Below are 22,630 nucleotides of genomic sequence, written 5' to 3'. Positions count from 1 at the left end.
AGACCCGTTCTGGCACACGCTCAGAACCAGCTTTCACGAATCTCGATCAGATCGCCGGGCTGGACCGGACTGGTCTGGGTCGCACTGCCGGCCATATTGGCACGCGTGATTTTCACCGTCTTCGTGTTGGCGCGGAAGGTGAAGCCGCCGGCGACCGACACGGCGGTCATGACCGACATGCCCGGGACAAAGGGATATTGGCCAGGCTTTTGCACCTCGCCAGTAATGAAGAACGGGCGATAGGCGATGATCTGGGCGCTGACCTTGGGATCGAGTACCAATTGTTGCGCGCGCAAGGCGGCGGCGACATCGGCCTGCAGTCCGTCGACGGTCTTGCCCGAAGCCGGGATGTTGCCGACCATCGGCAAGGACAGCATGCCCGTGTCCGAGATGAGATAGGTCTCGCTCATCATGTCCAGCCCATAGACATTGAGGCGGACCTGGTCGCCGGGACCGAGCTGATAGGGGGTGGGGGCGGCAGTGGCCAGCGGCGTCAGCTTGGCTTCCGGTCCGGCGCAGCCACCCGGTCCCGTGGCGAACAGGGCAAGGGCTATCGAGATCAACAAGCGCTTTTCCATGCTATCCTCCCGTCTTCATGGCCTTGGTTGCCGCTTTAGGCGCGGGCACGCGTGGCGCCCGCCGGCGTGGAAATGCCGCCGCCGAGCCACATACTCAGATCCCGTTGAAGCATGTCCTGCAGCCGCAAAACATCGTCACGATAATAAGCTCTCAGCATCTTGTGCAGTTCGCCATCCAGTGGTGGATAGCGCACCGGTGATGCCAGCGATGCGCGTACCCGGGCGAATACGGGGTTGCTCCGCAGCGGGTCCAGGGCCGGTCGCATGGGGCGCAGCAGCCGTCGCAGCGTCAACGGCAATAGCGGCGTGCTGCTGTCGTTCTTCCGGCTGTCCAGCTGATCGGGAGCAATATGGGCAGGGACGCCAATATGTCTGCATATGTCGACGATCATCTGTTCGGCGGAATGGGCCATGTCCTCGTAGAGCAGCACATGCAGCTGCTCGCGCGGGAACAGCTTCAGGAAGCGATCGAGGTGTCGCGCATAAAGACCGCTTGCAAGGAACCGCCGCTCGGCACTGCGCTGGCCCTGCAGATATTTGCGGGGATCGCCGCCGACCATCCCGCGCCGGTAGAGCATGCAGTAATCGGAATAGGCGCGCTGCACGGGATCGCGCAATTGCACGATCAACCGTGCTCCGGGCAGCGTCTGGAACAGGCGATCGGCGGCATCGGGATGCGCCAGATAGTCAGCCGACTTTTCGCCAAGAATGCGGTCCGGCGGCGCTTCGTCGAACAGCGTGGCATACCAGTCCGTGCCGCGGGCATAGTCACTGCTGAAATAATGGGGTTCGGTCTTGGGCAGCCACAGATTGGGATGGCAGCGCAACTGATGGGCGATCCAGGTGGTCGCCCCCTTGACCGCACCGATGATGATGAAATGTGGGCGACGGCCGTCCGGAAACATCATCGGGCTCCCTGTTCGATGACTGTGCGCAGGATATTGCCCATATAGACGCAATCGGCGGCGGACAGGCTGGGATCGACAGGCAGCAACAGGCTGGTTTCCCCCAGTCGCCTGGCGACGGGCAGTCGGTTTGACGGGCCCATCGCCGCGTCGGTGAACGCGCGTTCGAGATAGATTTCAGGGCAACTGCCCGACTGGCACGGCACGCCTAGCTCTCGCGCCGTTTCGATGATCCGATCGCGCGACCAGCCATCCTTCAGCCGTTCGAGCCGCAGGAACGCATAGAATTTATAATAGGCAGGGTCGATCCCGGGTTCCGGGTCGATCAGGCGGAGCGCTGGAATGTCTGCCAATATGTGCCGCAATATCCGGGCATTGTCGCGCCGCTGCCGAAGCCAGGTTGGCAGCTTCCTGAGCTGCGCAACGCCGATCGCGGCCTGCATCTCGGTCATCCGATAGTTGCTGCCGAAATGATTGTGGAGCCAGCGGAAGGACACGCCATTGCCCCCCTGCACCATCAGTTCGGGATCCTTGCCATGATCCTTCAACGCCCAGGCCCGCTTCCATATGTCGGGATCGCGCAGCAGCAGCAGTCCGCCTTCGCCGCCAGTCGACATGATCTTGTCGGTACAGAATGAAAATGCGGCCGCGTCGCCGAACCCGCCCATGACCCGGCCGTGGCGCGTCGCGCCATGGGCCTGCGCGCAATCCTCTATGATCCGGATGTCCCGGGCCGCGGCGAGCGCGCAGATTTCCTCCATCGGGGCGGGATGGCCGGCCAGATGGACGACGATGATCGCGCGGGTCCGGGCTGTCAGGCAGGCGGCTATCGTGTCGGGGCTGAGCCCCTGGGTCACTTCATCGACATCGGCAAAGACGGGGGTGGCGCCACAGGCCACGACGCAGCTCGCCGAAGCCATGAAGCTGCGTGCGGGGACGATCACCTCGTCGCCAGGGCCGATGCCCAGCGCCCTGAGCGCCACTTCCAGCGCGAGCGTCCCGTTGGCCAGGGCAATGGCGTGGGGCATGCCGCACAGTTCGGCAAAGCCCTGCTCCAATGCCGCACAGCATTCGCCATGATGCAGGGCGTTGACACGCCCGGTTTCCAATATCCCGGTTACGGCGGCGATCTCGTCCGGCGCATAGACTGGCCATTGCGACACGATCGACATGGAGCGCTGCGGGATGGCGTCATGATGGGGGCGAGCCAGCATCCTTTCCCTCCCTTATTGCATCTGGCGGACGGCGCCGTCCTGCGGCCATGTCGGCTTGGCGATCTGCGATTTTTTGATGGCCGTGAGGCAATTTTCCTTGTCCAGGGGGCGGGGCGGCAGCGGGGCTTCCCTGGTCACGGCATCCAGCATCTCGAACAGCAGATGGCGCACCTCGACCTGATCATGGGCCAGGACGGCGCGTTCCAGTTGCTCAAAGCCGGCCTGCAGCCGTGCCGGCGGTACGGGCACCGGTTCGGCCTCGAACACGCCGGTAAGGTCGGACGGCAACTGGCGTTCGCGTTCGTCGAACAATTCCTCATACAGCTTCTCGCCGGGGCGAAGGCCGACGATCTTGATCGGCACGTCTCGCTCGGGGGCGAGGCCGGCCAGGCGGATCATGCGCCGGGCGATGTCGATGATCTTTACCGGTTCGCCCATGTCGAGCACGATGATGCGCCCGCGTTTCAGGCCATATTCCATGGCGCGCGCGGTGCTGTGCAGGATGAGTTGCACGGCCTCGTGCACGGTCATGAAGAAGCGCGTGATTTCCGGATGCGTCACGGTGAGCGGCGAGCGGCTCTCCAACTGGCGCTGGAACAGGGGAATGAGCGAGCCGCTGGAGCCCAGCACATTGCCGAAGCGGACGGTCATGAAGCGTGGTGCGCCGGGGTTTCCGGCGCCTTCGAGGTCAAGCGCCTGGCAGTAAAGTTCGCCCAGCCGCTTCGTGGCACCCATCACGCCGACCGGATTGACGGCCTTGTCGGTCGACACCTGAACCATGGCCCTGACGCCATGGCGCTTGGCCGCGTCCGCGACATTGCATGTGCCGAGCACGTTGGTCTGCACACCCGCGCAGACATTGGTCTCGACCAACGGCACATGTTTGAGCGCGGCGGCATGAAAGACGAAATGGGGTTTCCATTCGGCAAATACGGCCATCACATGTTGCCGCTGCCGCACCGAACAGAGCAGCGCATGGCAGGAAATGGCGGGATAATTTTCCCGGATTTCCATTTCGACCGAATAAAGATTGAACTCGCCACAATCGAGCAGCAGCAGTTCGGACGGCTCGAAGACGGCAACCTGGCGTGCCAGTTCCCGACCGATCGATCCTCCGGCGCCAGTGATCAGCACGCGCTGCCCCTTGATCGCCCGATGGACGATTTGCGCGTCGAGCTGGGTCTGGGGCCGGTCGAGCAGATCGGCGAGATTGATCAGCTGGAGGTCGAGCGGCTTGTTGATCTCCGTTGCCGGCGGCGCACGCAAGACGGACAGGTTGAGCGTTTGCGCCGCCGTGACCAGTTTCAGCTTTTGCGGGCCGACCACGTCCTCGGGACCTGTGGCCAGGATGATGCAGGTGGGCCGCTGATTGCGCGCGGTGAGGTGCGACACGACATGGTCGATCGCTTCGACCCCGCCCAGCATCGGCACGCCTCGTAGCCGCAAATGCGCCTCGCCGCTGTCCAGGTCGAGAATGCCGACGGGCAGATAGGGGGGCGTCGGCAGCATCTCCAGATGGCGCAGGATGGTTTCGACATATTCGGGATGACCCACGATCAGGGCGCGCTGCTGGCTGACGGCGATGTCGGAGCGTCGCGCATTGTCGCGCATGCCGGGCAGGTTGATGCGGTTCAGGCCGCGCGTCATGTTGCGCAGCACGCGGCGCCACAGGCGCCCGGCGGACAGGAGCGAGATCAGGACCAGGCATTGGATGAACGGCACCGAAGTGGGCATCCAGCGCTGTCCCTGGCTCAGCATCAGGACGATCATCGTTGCGGTGATGGCCAGGATCGCGGCCTCGACCAGCCGGATCAGGTCCGGCAGGGAGGCGAGGCGCCAGATGCGGTTGTAAAGCCCGCTCCAATGAAAGGTCACCAGGCCCACAAGGATGAAGATCGGCAGGCTGTGCAACGCGCCGTCGACCATATGCTCCGGGACGGCACCGTTCATGCGCAGGATCAGGGCGATGCCGAGCGAGGTTGCTATCGCCCATGAATCATAGGCCATATAGGTAGGTGTGCGCCATTTGCGAAACAGGGCGCGAAGTTCACCGGCTATAGGCATGGTTTTCCCCTTGTCGATGCAAGCCAAGTTTCGGTGACCGCCTGAGCGCCCGGGCGCTCAGGCCACGAGATCCATCCGAACACGGCCTCCTTGAACAGGTTAGGTCGATGGCCGCCTGCGGTAAGCTGGGCATAGGGACATCCCGAAGAGGGGTACGGTGATGGCTCTTGTGGTGGGGCGCCTCCCCCCAAATGCCCTACCATGCTCAAAAGTAGTGCTGCCGGTCGCGGCGCCTTGCCCCCATGGATAGGGCCTAAAATAGCGAGCAGGCTGGCGCTGCGCTTCGATCTAATAGGGACGCTTCCATCAGGGGCACGTCGCGAAGCCATCTTCGGGCGATTTTTTGGGGCCGGCACGTCCATGAAGCTGCTTCATGTCATAACCGGATTGAACGTGGGCGGAGCCGAGGCGATGCTCATGCGCCTGCTCCACCATTCGTCCGCGCAGGACCAGGACGTGGTGGTGGCCTCGCTGATGCCGCCAGGCTTTGTCGGCCAGCGACTGCAGGACAATGGCGTGCGGGTCCATGCCTTGGGGATGACCAGCGTTGCGACCGCCTTGCCGGCGACGCTCCGGCTGGCTGCGCTTGTCCGGCGCGAGCGTCCCGACGTGATCATGGCGTGGATGCACCATGCCCAGTTGGCGACCATGTGCGCGACGATGCTGGCGCGTACCGGCGCGCCGGTCATCTGGAATGTTCGTCATTCGCTTGGCGGTGGCTATGTGCATGAAAAGAGGCTGACCCGCCTCGTCCTGCGGACCCAGGCGCTGCTTTCACGGCGGCCGCAGGCGATCATCTACAATGCCCGGGTGGCGATGCAGCAATATCGGGCCATAGGCTTTGATCCCACGCGGGCGATGGTCATCCCCAATGGGTTCGATCTGGACGCGGACGGGCAGCGGGCGGAGGCCCAGGATCGGCTTCGCCGGATTTTCGGCATCGCGCCCGACCGCATCGTGATCGCGATGGTCGCGCGGGCGCATCCAATGAAGGATGCCGCCAATCTGGTATCGGCCTTCGCCCGGCTGCATCCCGCCCGTATGCCGGCGCATCTGCTGATCGTGGGAGAGGGGATGGACCGGCCGACGCCGGAGATCGCGGACGCGCTCTCGGCCTTGCCGACCGGGTACTGGACGCTTTCGGGGCAACGGAGCGATGTCGCGCAATGGCTCGGCGGCGTCGATATCCTCGCCTTGCCCTCGGCCTGGGGCGAGGGATTTCCCAATATTGTGGGTGAGGCGATGGCCAAGGCCATACCCTGTGTCGGCACCGATGTCGGCGACACGGGCTGGGTCATCGGAGCGACGGGCCGCACCGTGCCGCCGCGCAATCCGACAGCCCTCGCGCTGGCGTTGATGGAACTATGCCATTTGCGGCCGGAGGAACGGGTGATGCTGGGCGGTGCCGCGCGCCAGCGCATCAGCGAGATGTTCGCGATCGATCAGGTCGTGAAGCGCTATGATGCGCTGTTTCGACAGGTTGCGGGACGGATCGAGAGCGACGAGCCGGGGCCATCGGCGCGTGCCATGCAGTGCGAGGCGCTATGAAGATCGTCGTCGTCTCCAGCCTGACTTTCTCGCTGATCAATTTTCGCGGGCGCCTGCTCGCATCGATGGTGGCGAACGGACATGAGGTCATCGCCTGCGCTCCTGATCGGGATGCGGCGGTCGAGGCGAGGCTCGCCGCGCTGGGCGTGCGCTTCCGCCACATGCCGATGGCGCGCACGGGGATGAATCCGTTTCGCGACGTGCAAACTTTTTCCTGGCTGCTGGTGATGCTGTGGCGCGAACGGCCAGATATCGTGCTCGCCTATACGCAAAAGCCGATCATCTATGGCGGTTTGGCGACCCGTTGTGTCGGCAGGACGCGCTTTTATGCGATGGTGAGTGGCTTGGGGCATGTGTTCAGCGACGACATGTCCGGCCGCCTGCGCCATGTCCGGCGTCTCGTTTCCTTTCTCTATCGTCGCGCGCTGGCGCACGCCCGGGCCGTGTTCGTGTTCAATCGCGACGATCGGCACGAAATGCTGGCCCATGGCATCATCGATGAGGGCGCCCAGGTCATTCAGGTGCCCGGATCGGGCGTCGACCTCGATCATTATGCTTGCCAGCCGCTCCCCGAAGTGGGGCTGAGCTTCCTGATGATCGCCCGGCTGCTGCGCAACAAGGGCCTTGATGATTATGCCAAAGCAGCGCGTCTGGTCCGGGCGGAGCGGCCTGACATCCGTTTCCGCCTGCTCGGTCCGTTCGACAGCAATCCTGCCGCCATTTCTCGTGAGACGATCGCGCAATGGAACCGGGATGGCCTGCTGGAATATTGCGGCGAGACGCAGGACGTCCGGCCGCATCTTGCCCAGGCGAGCGTCTTCGTATTGCCCAGCTGGTATCGTGAAGGGCTGCCGCGCACGCTGTTGGAGGCGATGGCAACCGGGCGAGGCGTGATCACCACCGACATGCCCGGCTGCAGGGAGCCCGTGGTCGAGGGGGAGAATGGTTTTCTGGTCCCGCCGCGCAACCACCAGGCACTTGCCAATGCGATGTTGCGTATCGCGGCCGATCCGGGGCTGGTCGTCGCCATGGGTGCGGCGGCACGGCGGACGGTGGAGGAGCATTTCTCGGTCGAGAAGGTGAATGCGATGCTGCTCGACACGATGGGCCTGCTTGCCCAGCCGACGGGCGTCCCTGTTCAACCCGATCGATCCGCTGCACCTGTGCGGGCGTTTGCGACGGGAGGAGGCTGATGTCATCGATCCGGCTTCTCGATGTGGGGATATCGGCTGTCGGGCTGCTGGTGGCCGTGCCGGTGATGGCCGCAGTGGCAGGCGTGATCGCCCTGACCGATGGCCGACCGATCCTGTTCCGGCAGCGCCGTGTGACGCGGGACGGGCGGCTGTTCACGCTGGTCAAGTTCCGCACCATGACGAATGTGCACGATGCGGACGGTGATCTGCTCCCCGATGCGGCCCGGACGACGCCGGTCGGTCGCGCGCTCAGGGCGGTGCGGCTCGATGAATTGCCGCAATTGTGGCACATCTTCACGGGCGACATGGCATTGATCGGGCCGCGACCGTTGCTGCCTGCAACGATCGTGGCGGCCGGAAAACTTGGTCAGGCACGGTGCGCCGTCAGGCCCGGGCTCACCGGCTGGGCGCAGGTCAACGGCAACACGCTGCTGAGCGATGCCGACAAGATGGCGCTCGATCTCTGGTATATCGATCATCGCAGCCTGTCGCTCGACATCAACATACTCTGGCGCACCGTCCTCGTCGCATTGACGGGGGAGCGAACCGATCCAGCATCCATAAGGAGGGCCTATGAGAGCGGTGCTCGTTGGCGCAGTTGAGAGCACGCGCGTTGCGCTGAAATGCCTTGCGGCTTCGCCGGCATGGGATTTGGCGGCGGTCTTGACGCTGCCGGTCACGCTTGGCCATCGTCATTCCGATTTCGTGGATTTGTCCGGCGATGCGGCGGCGCTGGCGACGCGGCTCGTCACGGTGTCGAACATCAACGCACAGTCCAGTCTCGAGCTGATCGAGGATCTCGCGCCCGACTACATCTTCGTCATCGGCTGGTCGCAACTGTGCGGCGCGCGCGTGCAGGCCAGCGCACCGGGCGGCCTGATCGGTTTTCACCCCGCGCCGCTGCCCCGGTTGCGCGGGCGCGCGATCATCCCATGGACCATCCTGCTCGATGAGCCGATTTCCGCCTCTACCCTGTTCAGGATCGACGACGGGGTCGACAGTGGCCCGATCCTGGCACAGCGTTTCTTCCATGTCGCATCGGATGAGACGGCAGAATCTCTCTATGCCAGGCATATGACGATGCTGGCCGAAATATTGCCGCCCATGCTGATCGACCTGGCCCATGGGCGTGCGCCCGGGGTGCCGCAGGACGAACGGTACAGCAGCTATGGCACGCGCCGACGGCCCGAGGATGCCCGTATCGATTGGACGGCGCCGGTGGATGATATCTGGCGCATGGTGCGCGCCTGTGGTGCGCCCTATCCGGGCGCCTGGACGATATTGAACGACAGCAAGGTCGTCATCGCCGCGGCGTATCCCGTGTCCCTGTCGCGCTACAGAGCGTCCATGCCGGGGCAGATTGTCGAGCGCACCGACAGCAGCTTTACGGTGCGCTGCGGCGATGACGGCGGGCTGCAGGTCACGCAATGGTCCTGCCCGGCGGATGGCGCCTTGCCTGTCCACGCCATTCTGGGACGGGAGTCGATGACGCGATGACGGCTCTCGATTCCGTACAGCGGGCGCTGGTCATCGCACCGCATCCCGATGACGAGGTTCTAGGCTGTGGGGGCACGATCGCGCGACTGGTCTCGATGGGGTGCCAGGTTGAAATCCTGGTGGTTACGCGCGGCATGGCGCCATTGTTCGACGAGGATCAGGCTAACCAGGTGCGCGATGAGGCCCGCCAGGCGCATTGGCTGCTGGGCGTCACCCAGACGCAGTTTCTGGATTTTCCGGCAGCCGGTCTGGACGGCGTATCGCGCGCCGCGCTCAATGCCGCCATTGCGAAATCGGTTATGACGAGCCGGCCCGATATGTTGCTGGTCCCCTTTGTGGGCGATCTGCATTTCGATCATAAGCTGGTCTTCGATGCGGCCATGGTGGCGGCGCGTCCGTTGGGGCCGGATTATCCCCGGCGCATCCTCGCCTATGAAACGGTGTCGGAAACCAACTGGTCCGCACCCTATCTTGGTCCCGCGTTCCAGCCCAATGTCTTTATCGACATCTCCAGCCATCTGGATCAGAAATTGGATGCGTTTGCCTGCTTCCGGTCGCAGGTTCGACCGTTTCCCAATGAACGGTCGCTAGAAACATTGAGAGCACTGGCAATGGTGAGAGGATCCTGCGTTTCCTGCGCGGCGGCCGAGGCTTTCACCCTGATAAGGGAGGTAGCATGAACATGCCGGTCGTTTTCGAACCTACTCAAGAGGGGGCGATCACCCTGGTGGCAAATTCAGGACGACGCGCGTCTTCCCGGCGGTCCTTGCGCATGATGATGAGTTCGGCCGGCCGCCGGGTCAGTCTGCTGCGCAGCTTTCGCCAGTCGGCTGCACAACTGGGCGCGGATCTCAGTATCTATGGCTGTGATTTGCAGCCGGAATGGAGCCCGGCCTGTATCGAGGCGGACAAGGCATTCGCAGCGCCTTCAGCGGAAAGCACCGCATTCATTCCAGCGATGCTGGAAATATGCGAGCAGGAAAATATCGGCCTGATCGTGCCGACCATCGACACCGAACTGATTGCCTTTGCCCGTGCCCGGGACAAGTTCGCGGCGCTTGGCTGCCATGTTGCCGTCAGTAGCGAGCAGGTCGTGACGATGGCGCGCGACAAGCTGGCGACAGCCCGCTTCCTCTCCGCCGCAGGCGTTCACACGCCCCGGACGGCATCGGCCAAGGATGTCTTGCGCGGGCGCGAGGAAATGGTCTTTCCCTTGCTTGCCAAGCCGCGCCACGGGAGTTCGAGCCGCGGTATCATGATGGTCGAGACGCTGAACGAATTGCTCACGCTCGATGCAAAGGAACCCTATATCGTCCAGCAGTTCATTCCGGGACGGGAATTCACGGTCAATCTCTACTTCGATGCCGAAGGGCGACTGAAATGTGCCGTGCCGCATGAACGGTTGAAGGTCCGCGCAGGCGAAGTGGAAAAAGGGGTCACGCTGCGCAGCCAGCCGCTGGCGGACATGGCCCGCCAGATCGCCGTTGCATGCAAGGGCGCACGCGGGGCGCTGTGCTTCCAGGTGCGCCTGGCCGAGAATGGAATGCCGTTCGTGTTCGAGATCAATGCCCGCTTCGGCGGCGGTTATCCCCTGACGCATCATGCCGGCGCGCAGTTCACGACATGGATGCTGGAGGAATGTCTGAACTTGCCGCGTACCGCCAATGATGAATGGCAGTCCGATATGCTGATGCTCCGGTTCGATGATGCCGTGTTCGTCTGATGGCCCGGCCGCGGGTGAAGTGCGCGCCGGAGCACGTGCTTGTCTTCGACCTTGATGACACACTCTATCTGGAGCGGGACTATGTGCTGAGCGGATTGGGCGCTGTCGGTGCATGGGCGCGCGAACGCCTGGGCCTTGTCGAATACGGGAATTTTCTGCGCCGAAAGTTCGAGGCGGGCGCCAGGACGCAGTTATTCGATGACTGCCTGCGCGACTTGGACATTGATCCTACGCCGTCCCTGGTGGGGCGGATGCTTGCCGTCTATCGACAGCATCGACCGATTATCGAGCTGGCGCCAGATGCCGCGAACTTCCTGACGAATATCGCGCCGCATATTGCGATCGGCGTCATCACCGACGGATATCTGGATGCCCAGCGACGGAAGATCCGCGCACTGGATCTGTACCGGCGTGGTGTCAGTCTAGGTATCTGTACTGACCGTTGGGGGCGTGCGCATTGGAAGCCGGATCGGCGCGCCTTCCTGCATATGCAGGAATATTTCGGATTGGCGAATCGCTGTTTCACTTATGTTGCCGACAACCCGGTGAAGGATTTTATCGCTCCGAAGGCGCTGGGCTGGCATACCATAAGGATAGTGCGGCCGGGTCGGATCGACCATGCAGACCATCCTGCACGGCATTGCGATGCACAAAGGGTTATTGAAAACCTTGGTGAATTATGATTTTCCTTCAAAGGAATTTACAAAATTTACTAATACTTTTGAGCTTGCCCTTCAAATGCACCTATTGGAAAAGCTTGATTGTTTTTCCGATTACTATAGCTCTTAGGCAGGGAAGGGTCGCGATCGGAGAGCCGGATGCTGCAAAAAGCAGGCTTTCCCTCTGAAGGGGTTCCTCGCTCTCTGGCAGTTGATGCCATAGTCGAGTTCGCTGCGTGAAAGCGAAGGCGCTCCTAATTTCTCGGAGGCGACTTTGAGCAATCAACTGCAAGTGATCATCGTCACGCAAAATGAGATCGAAGGCGAAGGTCTGCGACGTATTCTGACGGAAAGATCGTTGGATGTCGTCGGCGTTTTCCGAAATTTGGCTGATATTCCGCTGGAAACTGGCAGCCACGGCGTGAACAACCTTCTGGTGATGGCCTCCTCGTCCGATGAAGCGACGCTCGAAATGTGTCGGGAGGCGCATATACTTCAGGACGAGGCATTGATCGTCATGCTGGGACATGATTGTGAATGCGCGATGGTTGCCCAGGCGTTTCAGGCGGGTGTGGCCGGCTATATTGGCAAAGACACTTCCTGCGCTAGCCTTGCAGCAATGATCAATCTGGTGGCACTCGGCGAAAAGATCGTGCCCTCTCGCATCATTTTTGAACTTGCGGGGCTCGATACCAATTTGCGCTGGAACGATAATGACGGTCGCATTGAAGATGTGAAGATGTCGGACCGTGAGGTGGAAATATTGCGGGGTCTGATCCGGGGTGAACCCAACAAGATCATTTCCCGCCGGCTCAACATTACCGAGGCCACGGTGAAGGTTCATGTCAAATCCATTCTCCGGAAGCTTCACGTTGTTAATCGGACGCAGGCCGCAATCTGGGCATTAAGCCGCGGTTTGCTGGGTGAACCAGTTCAGCAGAACGGCGAGCAGTCGCCATGCGCGGCCGTGGTACCACGCTTCCCTTTAAGGCTGGCCGACGTGGCTTGAGTGACGACTAGCCAGTCGGATTTTCCAAGGCTGCGTCGGCGTTTCGTGCTGTGGGCGACTGTTGAAGCGAGCTTTGTCTGCTCCAGTTCCGCCTTCGAATGATATCGTTGTTGGAAGGGGATATCCTATGTCTTCAGGCGACGCCCTCATCGTTCCTTCTAATTTTACCCCTGGCGATATATTTATGGGAGCGGCGCGGGCACCGCAGCCAAGCACCCGTACGGGCTATTTTGGCGTTCACGATTTTTTCCGGATGATCCGACGGCGATGGATATTGATTGCCACGCTGACCGTGCTCGGCATGGCGATGACGATCATGGTCCTGATCAACATCACGCCCATCTACAGCAGCGCTGCGACCGTCGTGGTCCAGCCGCCCGACGCGGAAACATCGGTCACCGGCACGACCATCCTCAGCCCGAACCAGGAAACGCAGATCGAGACGAAAGTCGAAATGCTGCGCTCCCGGCGTCTCGCGCGGGCGGCAGCGACGACGCTGCATCTGGATGATGATCCCGAATTTGCCCGCAAGCCGGGAGAAGCCCGGGGCGTCGGATCCTGGGTCCGGGAAGTGATCCTGGGCAATCGCCCCGTGGAAGTGGACCCCAGCCTGCGCGCGGAGGCGGCCGAACGCTCGCGGAGCGAAGGAGTGGTCGATCGTTTGCTCGACAAGGTCGACATCATGCGCGTCGGCCGGTCGAGCACGATCAAGGTGACCGCCTCGTCGGAAGACCCGGCAAAGGCGGCCCTGATCGCCAATCGGCTGGTCGAAACCTATATTCAAGGTGGACTGAAGAACGCCAAGGAATCGCGCGATAAGGAAATCCAGGCGCTGACCGCGCGGGTCGTGCAGGTGCGTACCGCCATGCAGCAGACTGATGGCGCCGCCGCCAGTTTCCGCGCGGCCCATGGCATATTGGCATCCAATCCCGAAGTCAGCGGCGCTGCCCAGGTCGACCAGTCGGCCGGCATTCTGGCCCAGGCCCGTGCGGAAAGCGCTTATGCCAGCCGGCTTGCCCAACTCAGTGGAGGACCGGCGACGGCGACATCCCCGCTGCTCATCGAACTGCGACAGCAGGAGGCAACCTTGTCGCGGCGTCTGGGTGAACTGAGTGCGATGTTCGGTCCGGGCTATCCTGATGTCGTCAAGACCAAGGCGGAACTGGCCACGATCGGCCCGCGCATTGCGGCGGAAACGGCGCGGTTGCAGGGCGAATTGTCGGCCGTGTCGGCGGCTAGCGCCGCCCGGCGCGGCGCGATCGACGCCAGCATCAGCAGCATCCGTTCGCAGGCCCTGGCGTCGGGAGGGCAGGCGGTCGCGCTGCGGGGGCTGGAGCGCAAGGCGGAGGCCACCAACACACTGTACATGTCGTTGGTCGCCGCGCTGAACGCAAAGATCACGGCGCCCGTCGATGTGGATCCCGACATCTCGATCATCTCTCGCGCCTCTCTGCCAGCGGTGCCCAGCTATCCGATCCCGCAACGGGTTCTGGCGGTGGCGATGCTGGCCTTTCTTCTGCTCGGCCTGATCGTCGCCTTCGTGGTCGATACGATGGATACGACGATCCGCACGGCGGCGCAGGTCCGGCGCCTGCTTGGCATTCCCACACTTGCGATGGTGCCCGATCTCAGTGATGGGCGCGAAGATGAACCGGTTCATGCGGTCGTAGAATCCAAACCCCGGTCCCGCTTTGCCGAGGCGATCCGCAATCTGCTGATCGAACTGGAATCGCGCCATGGTCCCGGCTCTCAGGTGGTGGTGGTGACGTCTCCGCTGGATGGCGAGGGCAAGAGCACCATCGCCACCAGTCTGGCGGCTGCGGCTGGCGCCGTCAGCAGGCGCGCGGTCGTCGTCGATTTCGATTTGCGGCGCCCCAATATCGAGGCCGATTGCAAGGGCAATGGTGTCGTTGGCTATCTCACTGGTCGTGCTGGCCTGGAGGATCTGCCCGTCATCCAGGAAGACAGCCATTTTTCGGTAATTGCCGTCGGCGATACGCCCATGGACCCGGGTGCGCTGATCGCCTCGCCTCGTCTGCCACGCATGGTCAATGCGCTGCGACAACATTATGATCTGGTGATCCTGAATGCGCCGCCGATCCTGCCGGTGCGCGATGCCAAGACGCTCACCGAATATGCCGATTCGACGATCCTGGTACTGCGTTGGGGCATGACCAGTCCCGAAGCCGCGCGGGTGGCGATGGAGATGTTCGAGCGGCCGATTACCGGAGCGGTCATCAACATGGTGGATTATCCGGCCCATGCACGACGCGGCTATGGCGATGCGATCCACCATATCGCTCGACTGACCAAATATTATGATGCCGATGATCCGGCGGAGGCTGGTGCGATGCACAAGCGCCTGTTGCGCAGCTGGCGCCGTTCCAAGCGTCGCGTGGTGGAAGCGCTGCATTTCAATTGAGGTGCCGTCCCAGCAGGACCAAAACAGGACCGGTGAACCGCATGGGTTGATCGGTCCTTTTTGCGTGTGATCGGAAAAGCCTTGTGGCCCTATCGCTGTTGCCAGGGGGCGACCTTGATCGCGCGGCGAAGGTTGAAGCTGAGACCGCCGAGCCAGACGATGCCGAAGGCCAGGTGGGCTAGATTGGCACCCATGGCACCGAATTCCATGATCAGCGGGGCGACCGAGCAGTAGAAGGCCATGGCACAGGCCACCACGGTACGTAGGACGCCCCGCTGTTCCCCCAGCGACAGCAGCCCGGCGCGACTGGCCGCGCCGCTGATCGTCATCGTCACCGCCAGGATCTGGACGATGAGGAGCGGTACCGCCCCGGCAAATCGCGCTCCAACGATCAGGCGCATCAGGCTCGCGCCGGCGATCAGGATGGTGAGGAAACAGGCCATGCCAAAGGCGAGCAGGATTAGCTCGGTTTGTATCACCACCCGCACGAAGGCGCGGCGATTGCCGGCCGCCGCCAGCCGGCTGAGGTCTGGATAGACGACCGATTCCACTTGGCTGCCGATCTGTTGCACGACGCGGCTGATCCGCTTGGCGATGTGAAACAGGCCCGCGCTTGCCGGGTCGGCAAGCCAGCCGACGATCAGCGTGTCGACCTGCTGGGCGCTCGACCAGACGGTCAGGGAAAAATTGGATCCCAGGGCAAAGCGCCATACCTTCGGAAAGCGCTCGTTGATGCCTTCGACGCTGGCGTCGAAAATGGCGCGCAGGCCTGGCGCGGGCAGAAGGCGTATCGCAAAGATGAAATTGGAAATCGACATGATGATCTGGGTAAATGTCCAGATCAGCACCATCTCGAACAGGTCTGCATCCATCACGAAGGCGATGCCGATCAGCGCCAGTCTCAGCAGCGCATTGGCGACCTGAATGCGTGCGATCATGCGATATTGGTCGGTCAGGCGGTATATCGCCGTGGCCACGCCATTATAGCTAAACAGCAGCGACACCAGGAAGATGAGGGCCATTTGCAGGGTTTCGTCGCTGTAGCCGAGCAGCCATTGCCCCGTCAGTGCAATCCCGTTCGCCACCACCCACGCCGCAACGCCGCCGCCCAGGTCGAGCAACAGTCCGAATTTGAGCAGCGCGAAAAACGCTGCGGAATCCTTTTCGTGATCAAGGCTGGCGCCATAGCGGATGACCGGTTGCCAAGACTGGAAACTCAACAAGCGCTCGCTTGCCTGTCCCAGTGTCAGGATCATTGCCAGGATGCCATAGGCCGCGGGATGTAGCAGTCGAGCCGTAAGGGCGATGGAAAGTAGCGTGATGCCCAGTGTCGCCGCCGTTCCGCTCAGCAGGTGGGTGACGGCGCGCACGCGCCGGTGCGACATGGCTCGAAGCCCCCATGCGTGGGTCGAGATGATGAACGACAATAGCGGGTGCGCCCTCTCCATAGCCATGTCCCTCCACCATGATCGTCGCTAATTCATGGAACCAATCAGGATAAAAGCGCAGCTTTCCTGTAGATGTAATCCCAAATTGCCGATCACCGCAGCGACGCTGGATGATAAGGAACAGGCAGGGGAGACGTTATGTCCATCACCGCCAAAGCCTTTTTTCATCCCGCCCGAAAGCCGACTTCGACCGATGTCGAAGATCGTTTCTTTTCGGATCTGCGCACGCGCAACTCGACCTTCAAACGGACAGCAAGCGATCGCTTCCATGACCTGGATGCTCGTTGTCTGGAAAGTTTCGAATTGAGTGGCGCCACCATCGGGCAGGTTCTTGATATCGGCATATCGTCCGGTGCGACGACGCTTGCCCTCTATGAGCGATTGCTGGCCTGTGGGCATATGCCGGCCGTGGTCGGCACCGACATCGCCATCGACGGTCGATTGGTGAAGGCCTATCCGGGCGTGCGGGTGCTGACCGACGAGGCGGGACATCCGTTGCAATATGATGTGTTGGGCCGGGTGGTACGCCCCTGGGGTCGTCGGGCCGACTATGCCACCGGCATGCTCGCGGTGCGCGCTCTGGCAAATGCCTGGCTGGGCGGACGTGCCCAGCGCCTCATAAAGCAGGGGGACGGGGACGTCACGCCCGTGCGCCTCATCAGTCCGCGGCTGAAGGCCGCGTCGAACGTGCAGATCGAGAAGAATGACATCTTTGTCGATACCCCCGCGTTCCGCCATCGGTTTGACTTCATCCGGGCCTGCAACATCCTAAATCGCGGCTATTTCGATGAAGAGGCGCTGCGCCGGGCGATGGCCAACATCGTGCGCTATCTGACCGGGCCCGGGGCCTTCCTGCTGATCGCCCGCTCTGCTCGGGGATGCCATGTCGGCACGCTGTTCCAGGTTTCTGCTAATGGCCGTTTTCTGGACGTCGTGGACCGTTTCTGCGGCGGGTCGGAAGTGGAATGGCTGATGCTTGAAACCCCGTTGCCCGAGCAATGGGCCATCTAGCATGCCGTCGGCCGTCACCATATGCTTTCCCTTCGTGGGAGACCTGGTGGGGGGCAGCCATATCTCTGCCAGCAGCTTGATCGCCAAGATCGATCAGCAGCGTTACGCGCCGCTCGTCATCGTCCAGAACCCGCAGGGCATCATCGCCCGGCTGTTTGCGGACAGGGGTATTGCTGTCGAGGCCATTCCCGCTTCCATTTCTCTCCAGCACGGCCGCAGGGTCGGCCCGTTGCGGGCACTGCAGCTGACGCGAGGCGCCATTCCTCTGGCCCGGTTCCTGCGCAAACGCCAGGTTGCCATCGTCCACAGCAATGACGGGCGCACCCATGCGACCTGGGCATTGGCCGCTCGGCTGGCAGGAGCCCAATTGCTCTGGCATCACCGTGGTTCACCCGATGCATTGGGATTGAGGATGGTTGCGCCGCTGCTGGCCAACCGGGTGGTTGCGGTGTCGCACTTCGCCGGCGACCAGGCAGGCGGCCTGCGCCGCAGGCTGCGTACCGATGTGGTACACAGCCCTTTCGATACATCCATCCAATGCGATCGATGGGCGGCCCGGCAGGCGATACTCGAACTCATCAATGCACCGCCCACCGCCAATCTTGTCGGCTTCTCGGGCGTCCTGATCGACCGCAAACGGCCATTGCTGTTCGTCGATGCAATTGCTGCGCTTCGCCGTGTCGCGCCCGAACTCGATGCGCGGGGTGTGCTCTTCGGCGAGGCGCTTGACGGCATGGACGCCCAGGTTGCGGATCGTGCCCGGCGGCAAGGCGTCGGCGACGCGATCCATCTGATGGGTTTTCGCACTCCCGGCGCCTTCTGGCTGGCGGGGTGCGATTTACTGATGGTGCCGGCGATCGACGAACCTTTCGGACGAACGCTGATCGAGGCGATGCTGGTCGAAACGCCGGTCGTCGCGACTGCATCAGGTGGCAATATCGAAGCTATCCGAGACCGTGAGACGGGGCGTCTTGTTCCACCAGAGGACGCTCAGGCGCTGGCCGATGCCTGCGCCACCCTGTTACGCGATCCTGCGATGATGGAAGGCATCGGCCAATCTGCGCGGGCCGATGCCTTGCTCAAATTCGGCGAAGCGCGCCATGCCGATGCGATCATGGCGATCTATGACGACATGCTCCATGCTGGCGCCGGGCAGGAGACGCCCCATCGCTAGCGAGGCGACCTCTGCCTTGCTGGCGCGCTCATCCGGTCCGACCCGGCCGGCTTCGCCGCGCGACACAGCCGGGGGCGGGTTCAATGTCGCGGCGCACGGCTTGCGGGGCCTGGCAGCGATGATGGTGCTGCTGGCGCATATTCTGGGCGGCACCGCCAAACATATCTATGCCCAGAATGATGCCTATGTGCAGGGCATTGCAGGCGCCTGGGCATTAGGCACTTTTGGTGTCGAACTGTTCTTCATCATCAGCGGCTATGTCATCCTGCCAAGCGCAATGCGTTATGGCGCGCAGCAATTTGCGCTGCGCCGCTTCCTGCGGCTTTATCCGCTGTTTTTCGTGCTTTCGCTGCTCTTCATCGCGCTGAACGCAATTACCAATGCCTATCCTGCGCTCAATTCGACGAAAGCGGTGATTTCGGGCCTGCTGTTCATCAACCTTTTCACTGGCACCGAGCAGCTTACGCCCAATGCGTGGAGCCTGACCTACGAGGTGATCTTCTACCTGCTGATGTACGGGATCGTCTATTTTACGGTGCATCATCGTAACCGCGCGGGCGCCGCCGTCGCAATCATGGTCGGACTGATCTTCCTGCTGACCCATCCGATCGCCATCTATTTTGTCATCGGCGCGGCAATCCGACTGGCCAGTGCCAGGCCGTGGCGCTGGCCCATCCCGGCGCGCGGTCTGGAGCTTGCAAGCCTGATCGCGATGATCGCCTTCGCCAGCCGTGGCCATTTCGAATATAGCTGGAGCGACTTTGCCGATCCGGTCCTGGTGCCGATCATCCTGTCGGCCGGACTCTATTTCCATTGCGCGATCCAGCCGGGCAGCCTGACCGCCCGCGCGCTCGACAATCCGCTGTTCCGCTATCTCGGTACCGTCAGCTACAGCCTCTATCTCGTGCATCCCTACAGCTATTACGGGATACGCAGGATATTCGACCATTTCGGCTGGTTCACCGACAATGTGCTGGGATCGATCGCGATCTTCGCTGCGGTCGTGGTGGCCGTGACCATGCCGCTCACCCATCTCGTCCATATCAGCCTGGAAATCTGGCCCTATCAACGCTTTTTCGGGCAGCGTATCTATCGGGAAAAGAGCAGCGCGACGGCCCAGGCGCAGCCAGCGGGAGGCGAGGCATGAGCAGTGCGTCTGAAGGCACCGTGGCCGATGCGCGGGCGATGGCAGACAGCCCGCCAACGGCGATCATGGTCGGCATATTCCTGGCGGCCTATCTGTCATGGCGCCCGTCGATCGACATCATGTTCACGGTCAGCGACCTGTGCCTGCTGATCGGGGGCGCGCAGTTGCTGGTCCGGAAACATATTCCGCTTGAACCCTTCGGCCTGCTGTCGCCGCTCTGGTTCGCGGCCTTCGCCCTGATGATGGGCGGCCTGCTCGTCAGTTCGCTCTTCTGCCATGATCCCACGCGCTGGATCATCGTCGCCCTGCAATATAGCGTGGCCTGGGCGGTGCTGCCTTTCCTGCTGATGGGGCATGGTGCCGCCAACACCAACCGGCTGGCCTGCGCCTTGCTGTTCGGCGTGTTCCTGATGGAGTTGATCGGGATCATCGTCTATTTTACCTATTCGGGCTCGTTCGAAGACGCGCGCGCCACGCTGGGCCTCGATTTCCTGTCCGGCAGCGGGCGGCTGGGGGCTTTCGCGACCGACGCGAACTGGAATGGCGCAACCATCTCGATGGCCTTGCCCTTTGCCTTCTACCTGCGCGCACGCCGGGTCATCGGCCTCTGGCAGATGCTCGTCATCGCAGGCGTCCTGTTCTATGCCTTGCTGCTGAGCGCGTCCGCAACCGCCTTTGGCAGCATGGTTGTCGCGATCCTGTTCTTCGTCCTGTTCGGCGACCGTCGCATTCGCGCTTATGTTCTTGGCGGGCTGGTCGGTATCGTTGCGTTGGGCATCGTTCTGAACGCCGCCAATGTCACTTTGCCCGCCGTGTTCCAGAAGCGCGTCGCGAACGCCTTGGAGGCCGGCGACATAGCGGAGGCGGGCACGTTCGAAGACCGGCTGGGATTGGCCAAGGATGCGTGGCAACGCGTCGGTGATCATATGTTCGTCGGTGTCGGTGTGGATCAGGATCGCGTCATCAGCCCGGCCGGCGCGCCGGTGCACAACATGTATCTGCTGCTCTGGGTGGAAGGCGGCTTTCTCGCCCTTGTCGGCTGGATCGCGATGATTGGCGTTGGCGGCGTGATTGGGTTCACGGCGTTGAAGCGGGACAGGCTGGCCGGGGCGCTTGCCCTGTCCGTCCTGGCGACCTTCCTGCTCTTTTCCGCCGCGAGCCCGCATATGTACGCACGGCTGTGGGCGGTGCCGGTGTTGCTGGCACTGGCGATCGCGCTGCATGGCGGCGAGGCCGACCTGCGGCGACGCAGTGGGCGTGCGCTTTCGTCCAGGCGGATGCGAGCCTTGCGCTATGCACGGGGATAGCCGTGCGGCGCTCTGGCGCCCGTCGTCGGGATGGGTGCCCAAGCGCTGGCATGCCCTGACGCCGGCCAGGTTCCTGATCTATGCGATCCTCGCCTTCGTGCTGATCGGCCTGTTCGGACGGATCGTCACCTTTCCGCTGGGGCATGACGAGCAGATCCATGTCAGTGCCGGTCGGCTGCTGTTCCAGGCGCCGCTGTATCAGGCGCTGGGATATAATCATCTGCCGGGCCTGCCCCTGCTGCTGCACACGCTCTATGCGCTGACCGGCGACAGCTATCTGCTGTTGAAGGGGCGTCTGCTCATCTTCCTGTGCTGGATCGCCACCGGGCTGCTGCTCTATCGCTTTGCGCTGCGGCAGACGGGGGATCGGCATGTTGCCCTGGTGGCCTTGCTGGTGCTGGTGGCGGGTGTGCTCATGGGCCCGGCAGGAATGCTGGTCACCAATAATTTCCTGCCCGTCCCGTTCGCGATCCTTTCGTTCGATCTGTTCTTGCGCGGGCTGGACGAAGGCCGGGTCCGTCCGGGCCTGCTTTTCCTGTCCGGGCTGGCCATGGGCTTCGCGGCCGTGCTGAAGGTCAGCTATGTGTTCCTGGGACCGCCTTTCGCGCTGGCGGCGCTGTTGCTGCCACGCGCTCTGCCTTTTGGGGAAAGAGTGCGGCAGGTGTTCGTGCCGCTGATCATCGGCGGCCTGGTCGGCTGTTCGCCCGCGCTGGTCGTTCTGATCAGCGATCCCTACGGATTATTTGCGCACACGGTCCGCTATTTCTCGCACGGCCATCTTGCCTATTGGGAGCAGTCGACCGCCGCCAAGGCGATGTCCTTTCCCGAAAAGATCATGGTGGCCGAAGGCGTGTGGCTGGCCGGATCGGGGCTGCTTGCGCTTATTCTCGCGGGCGTTTTTGCGGGAACATTGGTGCGCAGGGCAGGGGCAGCAATATTGGCCTGGTGGCCGATCCCTCTCGCGGCCGCGCTGGCGGCCTTCGGCGCGCTCGGCGCATTCGTGCCGACGCCGGCCTTCCCGCAATATTATGAACCGCCGGTGCCCTTCTTCATTCTCCTTTTCATCCTCCTCTACCGCCGGCTCGATGCCGAGGCGCGGCACTGGATGGCGGCCGTGCTGGGAAGCGTAGGGGCGCTTGCGGTCATCAGTGTGACGCCGCGCCTTGCCGCGGCCGTGCCGGGCGTGGCGCAACCGGTTCGCTGGACGGGCATGGTCACACATGAACAGGGCCAACAGATCCGGGCAGTGCTGGACAGGGCAGGGGCACGGGGCAGGGTCGCAACCCTGTCGCCGATCGCGGTGCTGGAAGGCGGGTTGCCGATTTATCGCGAATTTGCCGCCGGACCTTTCCTCTACCGCGTCGCGCAATATCTGCCGGCTGCCGATCGCCCCTATTTCACCACGACGACTCCGCATGGCCTGCCAGCCTTTCTCGACGCCGATCCGCCAGCGGCGATCCTCGTCGGTGAGGAAGGGGAACTCGATGCCGCTTTTGCCAGCTATGCCCGGCTGCGCGGCTATCGGCTGCTGCCCATCGGCGGCGACGAAACCCGGTTGTTCGTGCGGCCGGACGCGGACGGTCTAGCCCTTTTGGAGAGGGGCGTTTCCCATAATGGTGCCGCCCTGTCCGAACGGACCGCCGACTAACCCACCTGCGCACGCGCGGCGGTGCCGCAACAGGATATCATGGCGGGGTGGGCCGATATGGGCCTGACGCCAAGGAAGGGGGA

The 22,630-nt window shown here is 62.7% G+C and carries 19 protein-coding genes; 14 read left to right on the top strand and 5 right to left on the bottom strand.

The window, feature by feature from the left end:
* Nucleotides 1-20: 20 nt before the first annotated feature.
* The 4 genes from U0025_RS13285 to U0025_RS13270 are packed head-to-tail and all read right to left on the bottom strand — an operon-like array spanning nucleotide 21 to nucleotide 4,761.
* The gene (locus tag U0025_RS13285) at nucleotides 21-578 is read right to left on the bottom strand and encodes a polysaccharide biosynthesis/export family protein (RefSeq protein WP_004207875.1); all 558 of its coding nucleotides are present in this window, start codon (nucleotides 576-578) and stop codon (nucleotides 21-23) included.
* Nucleotides 579-613: 35 nt separating this feature from the next.
* Nucleotides 614-1,486 (bottom strand): sulfotransferase family protein, encoded by an 873-nt coding sequence (locus U0025_RS13280; protein ID WP_254792242.1) that lies wholly within the window; start codon nucleotides 1,484-1,486, stop codon nucleotides 614-616.
* On the bottom strand, nucleotides 1,483-2,697 hold the full coding sequence (locus U0025_RS13275; RefSeq protein ID WP_004207873.1) for a DegT/DnrJ/EryC1/StrS family aminotransferase: 1,215 nt from the start codon (nucleotides 2,695-2,697) through the stop codon (nucleotides 1,483-1,485). The genes U0025_RS13280 and U0025_RS13275 overlap by 4 nt, the downstream gene beginning before the upstream one ends.
* A gap of 12 nt (nucleotides 2,698-2,709) precedes the next feature.
* Nucleotides 2,710-4,761: a nucleoside-diphosphate sugar epimerase/dehydratase gene (locus U0025_RS13270; protein ID WP_004207872.1), complete on the bottom strand. Its 2,052-nt coding sequence runs from the start codon at nucleotides 4,759-4,761 to the stop codon at nucleotides 2,710-2,712.
* Between the two features lie 360 nt (nucleotides 4,762-5,121).
* Here U0025_RS13270 and U0025_RS13265 point away from each other — a divergent pair, with 360 nt between their 5' ends.
* The 9 genes from U0025_RS13265 to U0025_RS13225 all read left to right on the top strand — a co-directional run bounded on the left by U0025_RS13265 (nucleotide 5,122) and on the right by U0025_RS13225 (nucleotide 14,812).
* Nucleotides 5,122-6,309 carry a glycosyltransferase gene (locus U0025_RS13265; protein ID WP_051156878.1) on the top strand — a complete coding sequence of 396 codons (1,188 nt, stop codon included), beginning with the start codon at nucleotides 5,122-5,124 and terminating at the stop codon, nucleotides 6,307-6,309.
* Complete coding sequence (locus U0025_RS13260) at nucleotides 6,306-7,502, top strand: glycosyltransferase family 4 protein (RefSeq protein WP_004207870.1); 1,197 nt, start codon at nucleotides 6,306-6,308, stop codon at nucleotides 7,500-7,502. Before U0025_RS13265 ends, U0025_RS13260 begins: the two co-directional genes overlap by 4 nt.
* Nucleotides 7,502-8,104: a sugar transferase gene (locus U0025_RS13255; RefSeq protein ID WP_004207869.1), complete on the top strand. Its 603-nt coding sequence runs from the start codon at nucleotides 7,502-7,504 to the stop codon at nucleotides 8,102-8,104. The genes U0025_RS13260 and U0025_RS13255 overlap by 1 nt, the downstream gene beginning before the upstream one ends.
* 61 nt (nucleotides 8,105-8,165) lie before the next feature.
* A complete protein-coding gene (locus U0025_RS13250; protein WP_254792241.1) occupies nucleotides 8,166-8,999 on the top strand; it encodes a methionyl-tRNA formyltransferase in 834 nt (277 codons plus the stop codon).
* Complete coding sequence (locus U0025_RS13245; protein WP_004207867.1) at nucleotides 8,996-9,679, top strand: PIG-L deacetylase family protein; 684 nt, start codon at nucleotides 8,996-8,998, stop codon at nucleotides 9,677-9,679. Before U0025_RS13250 ends, U0025_RS13245 begins: the two co-directional genes overlap by 4 nt.
* Nucleotides 9,680-9,771: 92 nt before the next feature.
* Nucleotides 9,772-10,722, top strand: a complete 951-nt coding sequence (locus U0025_RS13240) for an ATP-grasp domain-containing protein (RefSeq protein ID WP_257010918.1) — start codon at nucleotides 9,772-9,774, stop codon at nucleotides 10,720-10,722.
* Nucleotides 10,722-11,405, top strand: coding sequence for an HAD family hydrolase (locus tag U0025_RS13235; protein ID WP_004207865.1), 684 nt, complete (start codon nucleotides 10,722-10,724; stop codon nucleotides 11,403-11,405). Before U0025_RS13240 ends, U0025_RS13235 begins: the two co-directional genes overlap by 1 nt.
* A gap of 250 nt (nucleotides 11,406-11,655) precedes the next feature.
* Nucleotides 11,656-12,390, top strand: coding sequence for a response regulator transcription factor (locus U0025_RS13230; RefSeq protein WP_004207864.1), 735 nt, complete (start codon nucleotides 11,656-11,658; stop codon nucleotides 12,388-12,390).
* Nucleotides 12,391-12,643: 253 nt separating this feature from the next.
* Nucleotides 12,644-14,812, top strand: coding sequence for a GumC family protein (locus tag U0025_RS13225; RefSeq protein WP_072893652.1), 2,169 nt, complete (start codon nucleotides 12,644-12,646; stop codon nucleotides 14,810-14,812).
* 89 nt (nucleotides 14,813-14,901) lie between these two features.
* Here the strand turns inward: U0025_RS13225 and U0025_RS13220 are convergent, their stop codons facing one another.
* Nucleotides 14,902-16,239, bottom strand: a complete 1,338-nt coding sequence (locus tag U0025_RS13220) for a lipopolysaccharide biosynthesis protein (RefSeq protein WP_157225187.1) — start codon at nucleotides 16,237-16,239, stop codon at nucleotides 14,902-14,904.
* Nucleotides 16,240-16,398: 159 nt separating this feature from the next.
* Here U0025_RS13220 and U0025_RS13215 point away from each other — a divergent pair, with 159 nt between their 5' ends.
* From U0025_RS13215 to U0025_RS13195, 5 genes are read left to right on the top strand one after another with little or no spacing between them, the layout of a single operon-like run.
* Entirely contained in the window at nucleotides 16,399-17,271 is an 873-nt protein-coding gene (locus tag U0025_RS13215) for a hypothetical protein (RefSeq protein ID WP_004207861.1), read from the top strand.
* 1 nt (nucleotide 17,272) lies between these two features.
* Complete coding sequence (locus U0025_RS13210; protein ID WP_004207860.1) at nucleotides 17,273-18,445, top strand: glycosyltransferase family 4 protein; 1,173 nt, start codon at nucleotides 17,273-17,275, stop codon at nucleotides 18,443-18,445.
* 16 nt (nucleotides 18,446-18,461) lie between these two features.
* Nucleotides 18,462-19,592, top strand: coding sequence for an acyltransferase family protein (locus U0025_RS13205; RefSeq protein ID WP_180275759.1), 1,131 nt, complete (start codon nucleotides 18,462-18,464; stop codon nucleotides 19,590-19,592).
* Nucleotides 19,589-20,899, top strand: a complete 1,311-nt coding sequence (locus U0025_RS13200; RefSeq protein WP_004207858.1) for an O-antigen ligase family protein — start codon at nucleotides 19,589-19,591, stop codon at nucleotides 20,897-20,899. Before U0025_RS13205 ends, U0025_RS13200 begins: the two co-directional genes overlap by 4 nt.
* On the top strand, nucleotides 20,886-22,547 hold the full coding sequence (locus tag U0025_RS13195) for a glycosyltransferase family 39 protein (protein WP_004207857.1): 1,662 nt from the start codon (nucleotides 20,886-20,888) through the stop codon (nucleotides 22,545-22,547). The genes U0025_RS13200 and U0025_RS13195 overlap by 14 nt, the downstream gene beginning before the upstream one ends.
* The last annotated feature ends 83 nt before the right edge of the window (nucleotides 22,548-22,630 follow it).

The sequence above is a fragment of the Sphingobium yanoikuyae genome (genome assembly GCF_034424525.1).
GTDB lineage: Bacteria > Pseudomonadota > Alphaproteobacteria > Sphingomonadales > Sphingomonadaceae > Sphingobium > Sphingobium yanoikuyae.
The sequence above is the reverse complement of the archived record's forward strand: the minus strand, read 5'-3'. Positions and strand labels throughout refer to the sequence as shown.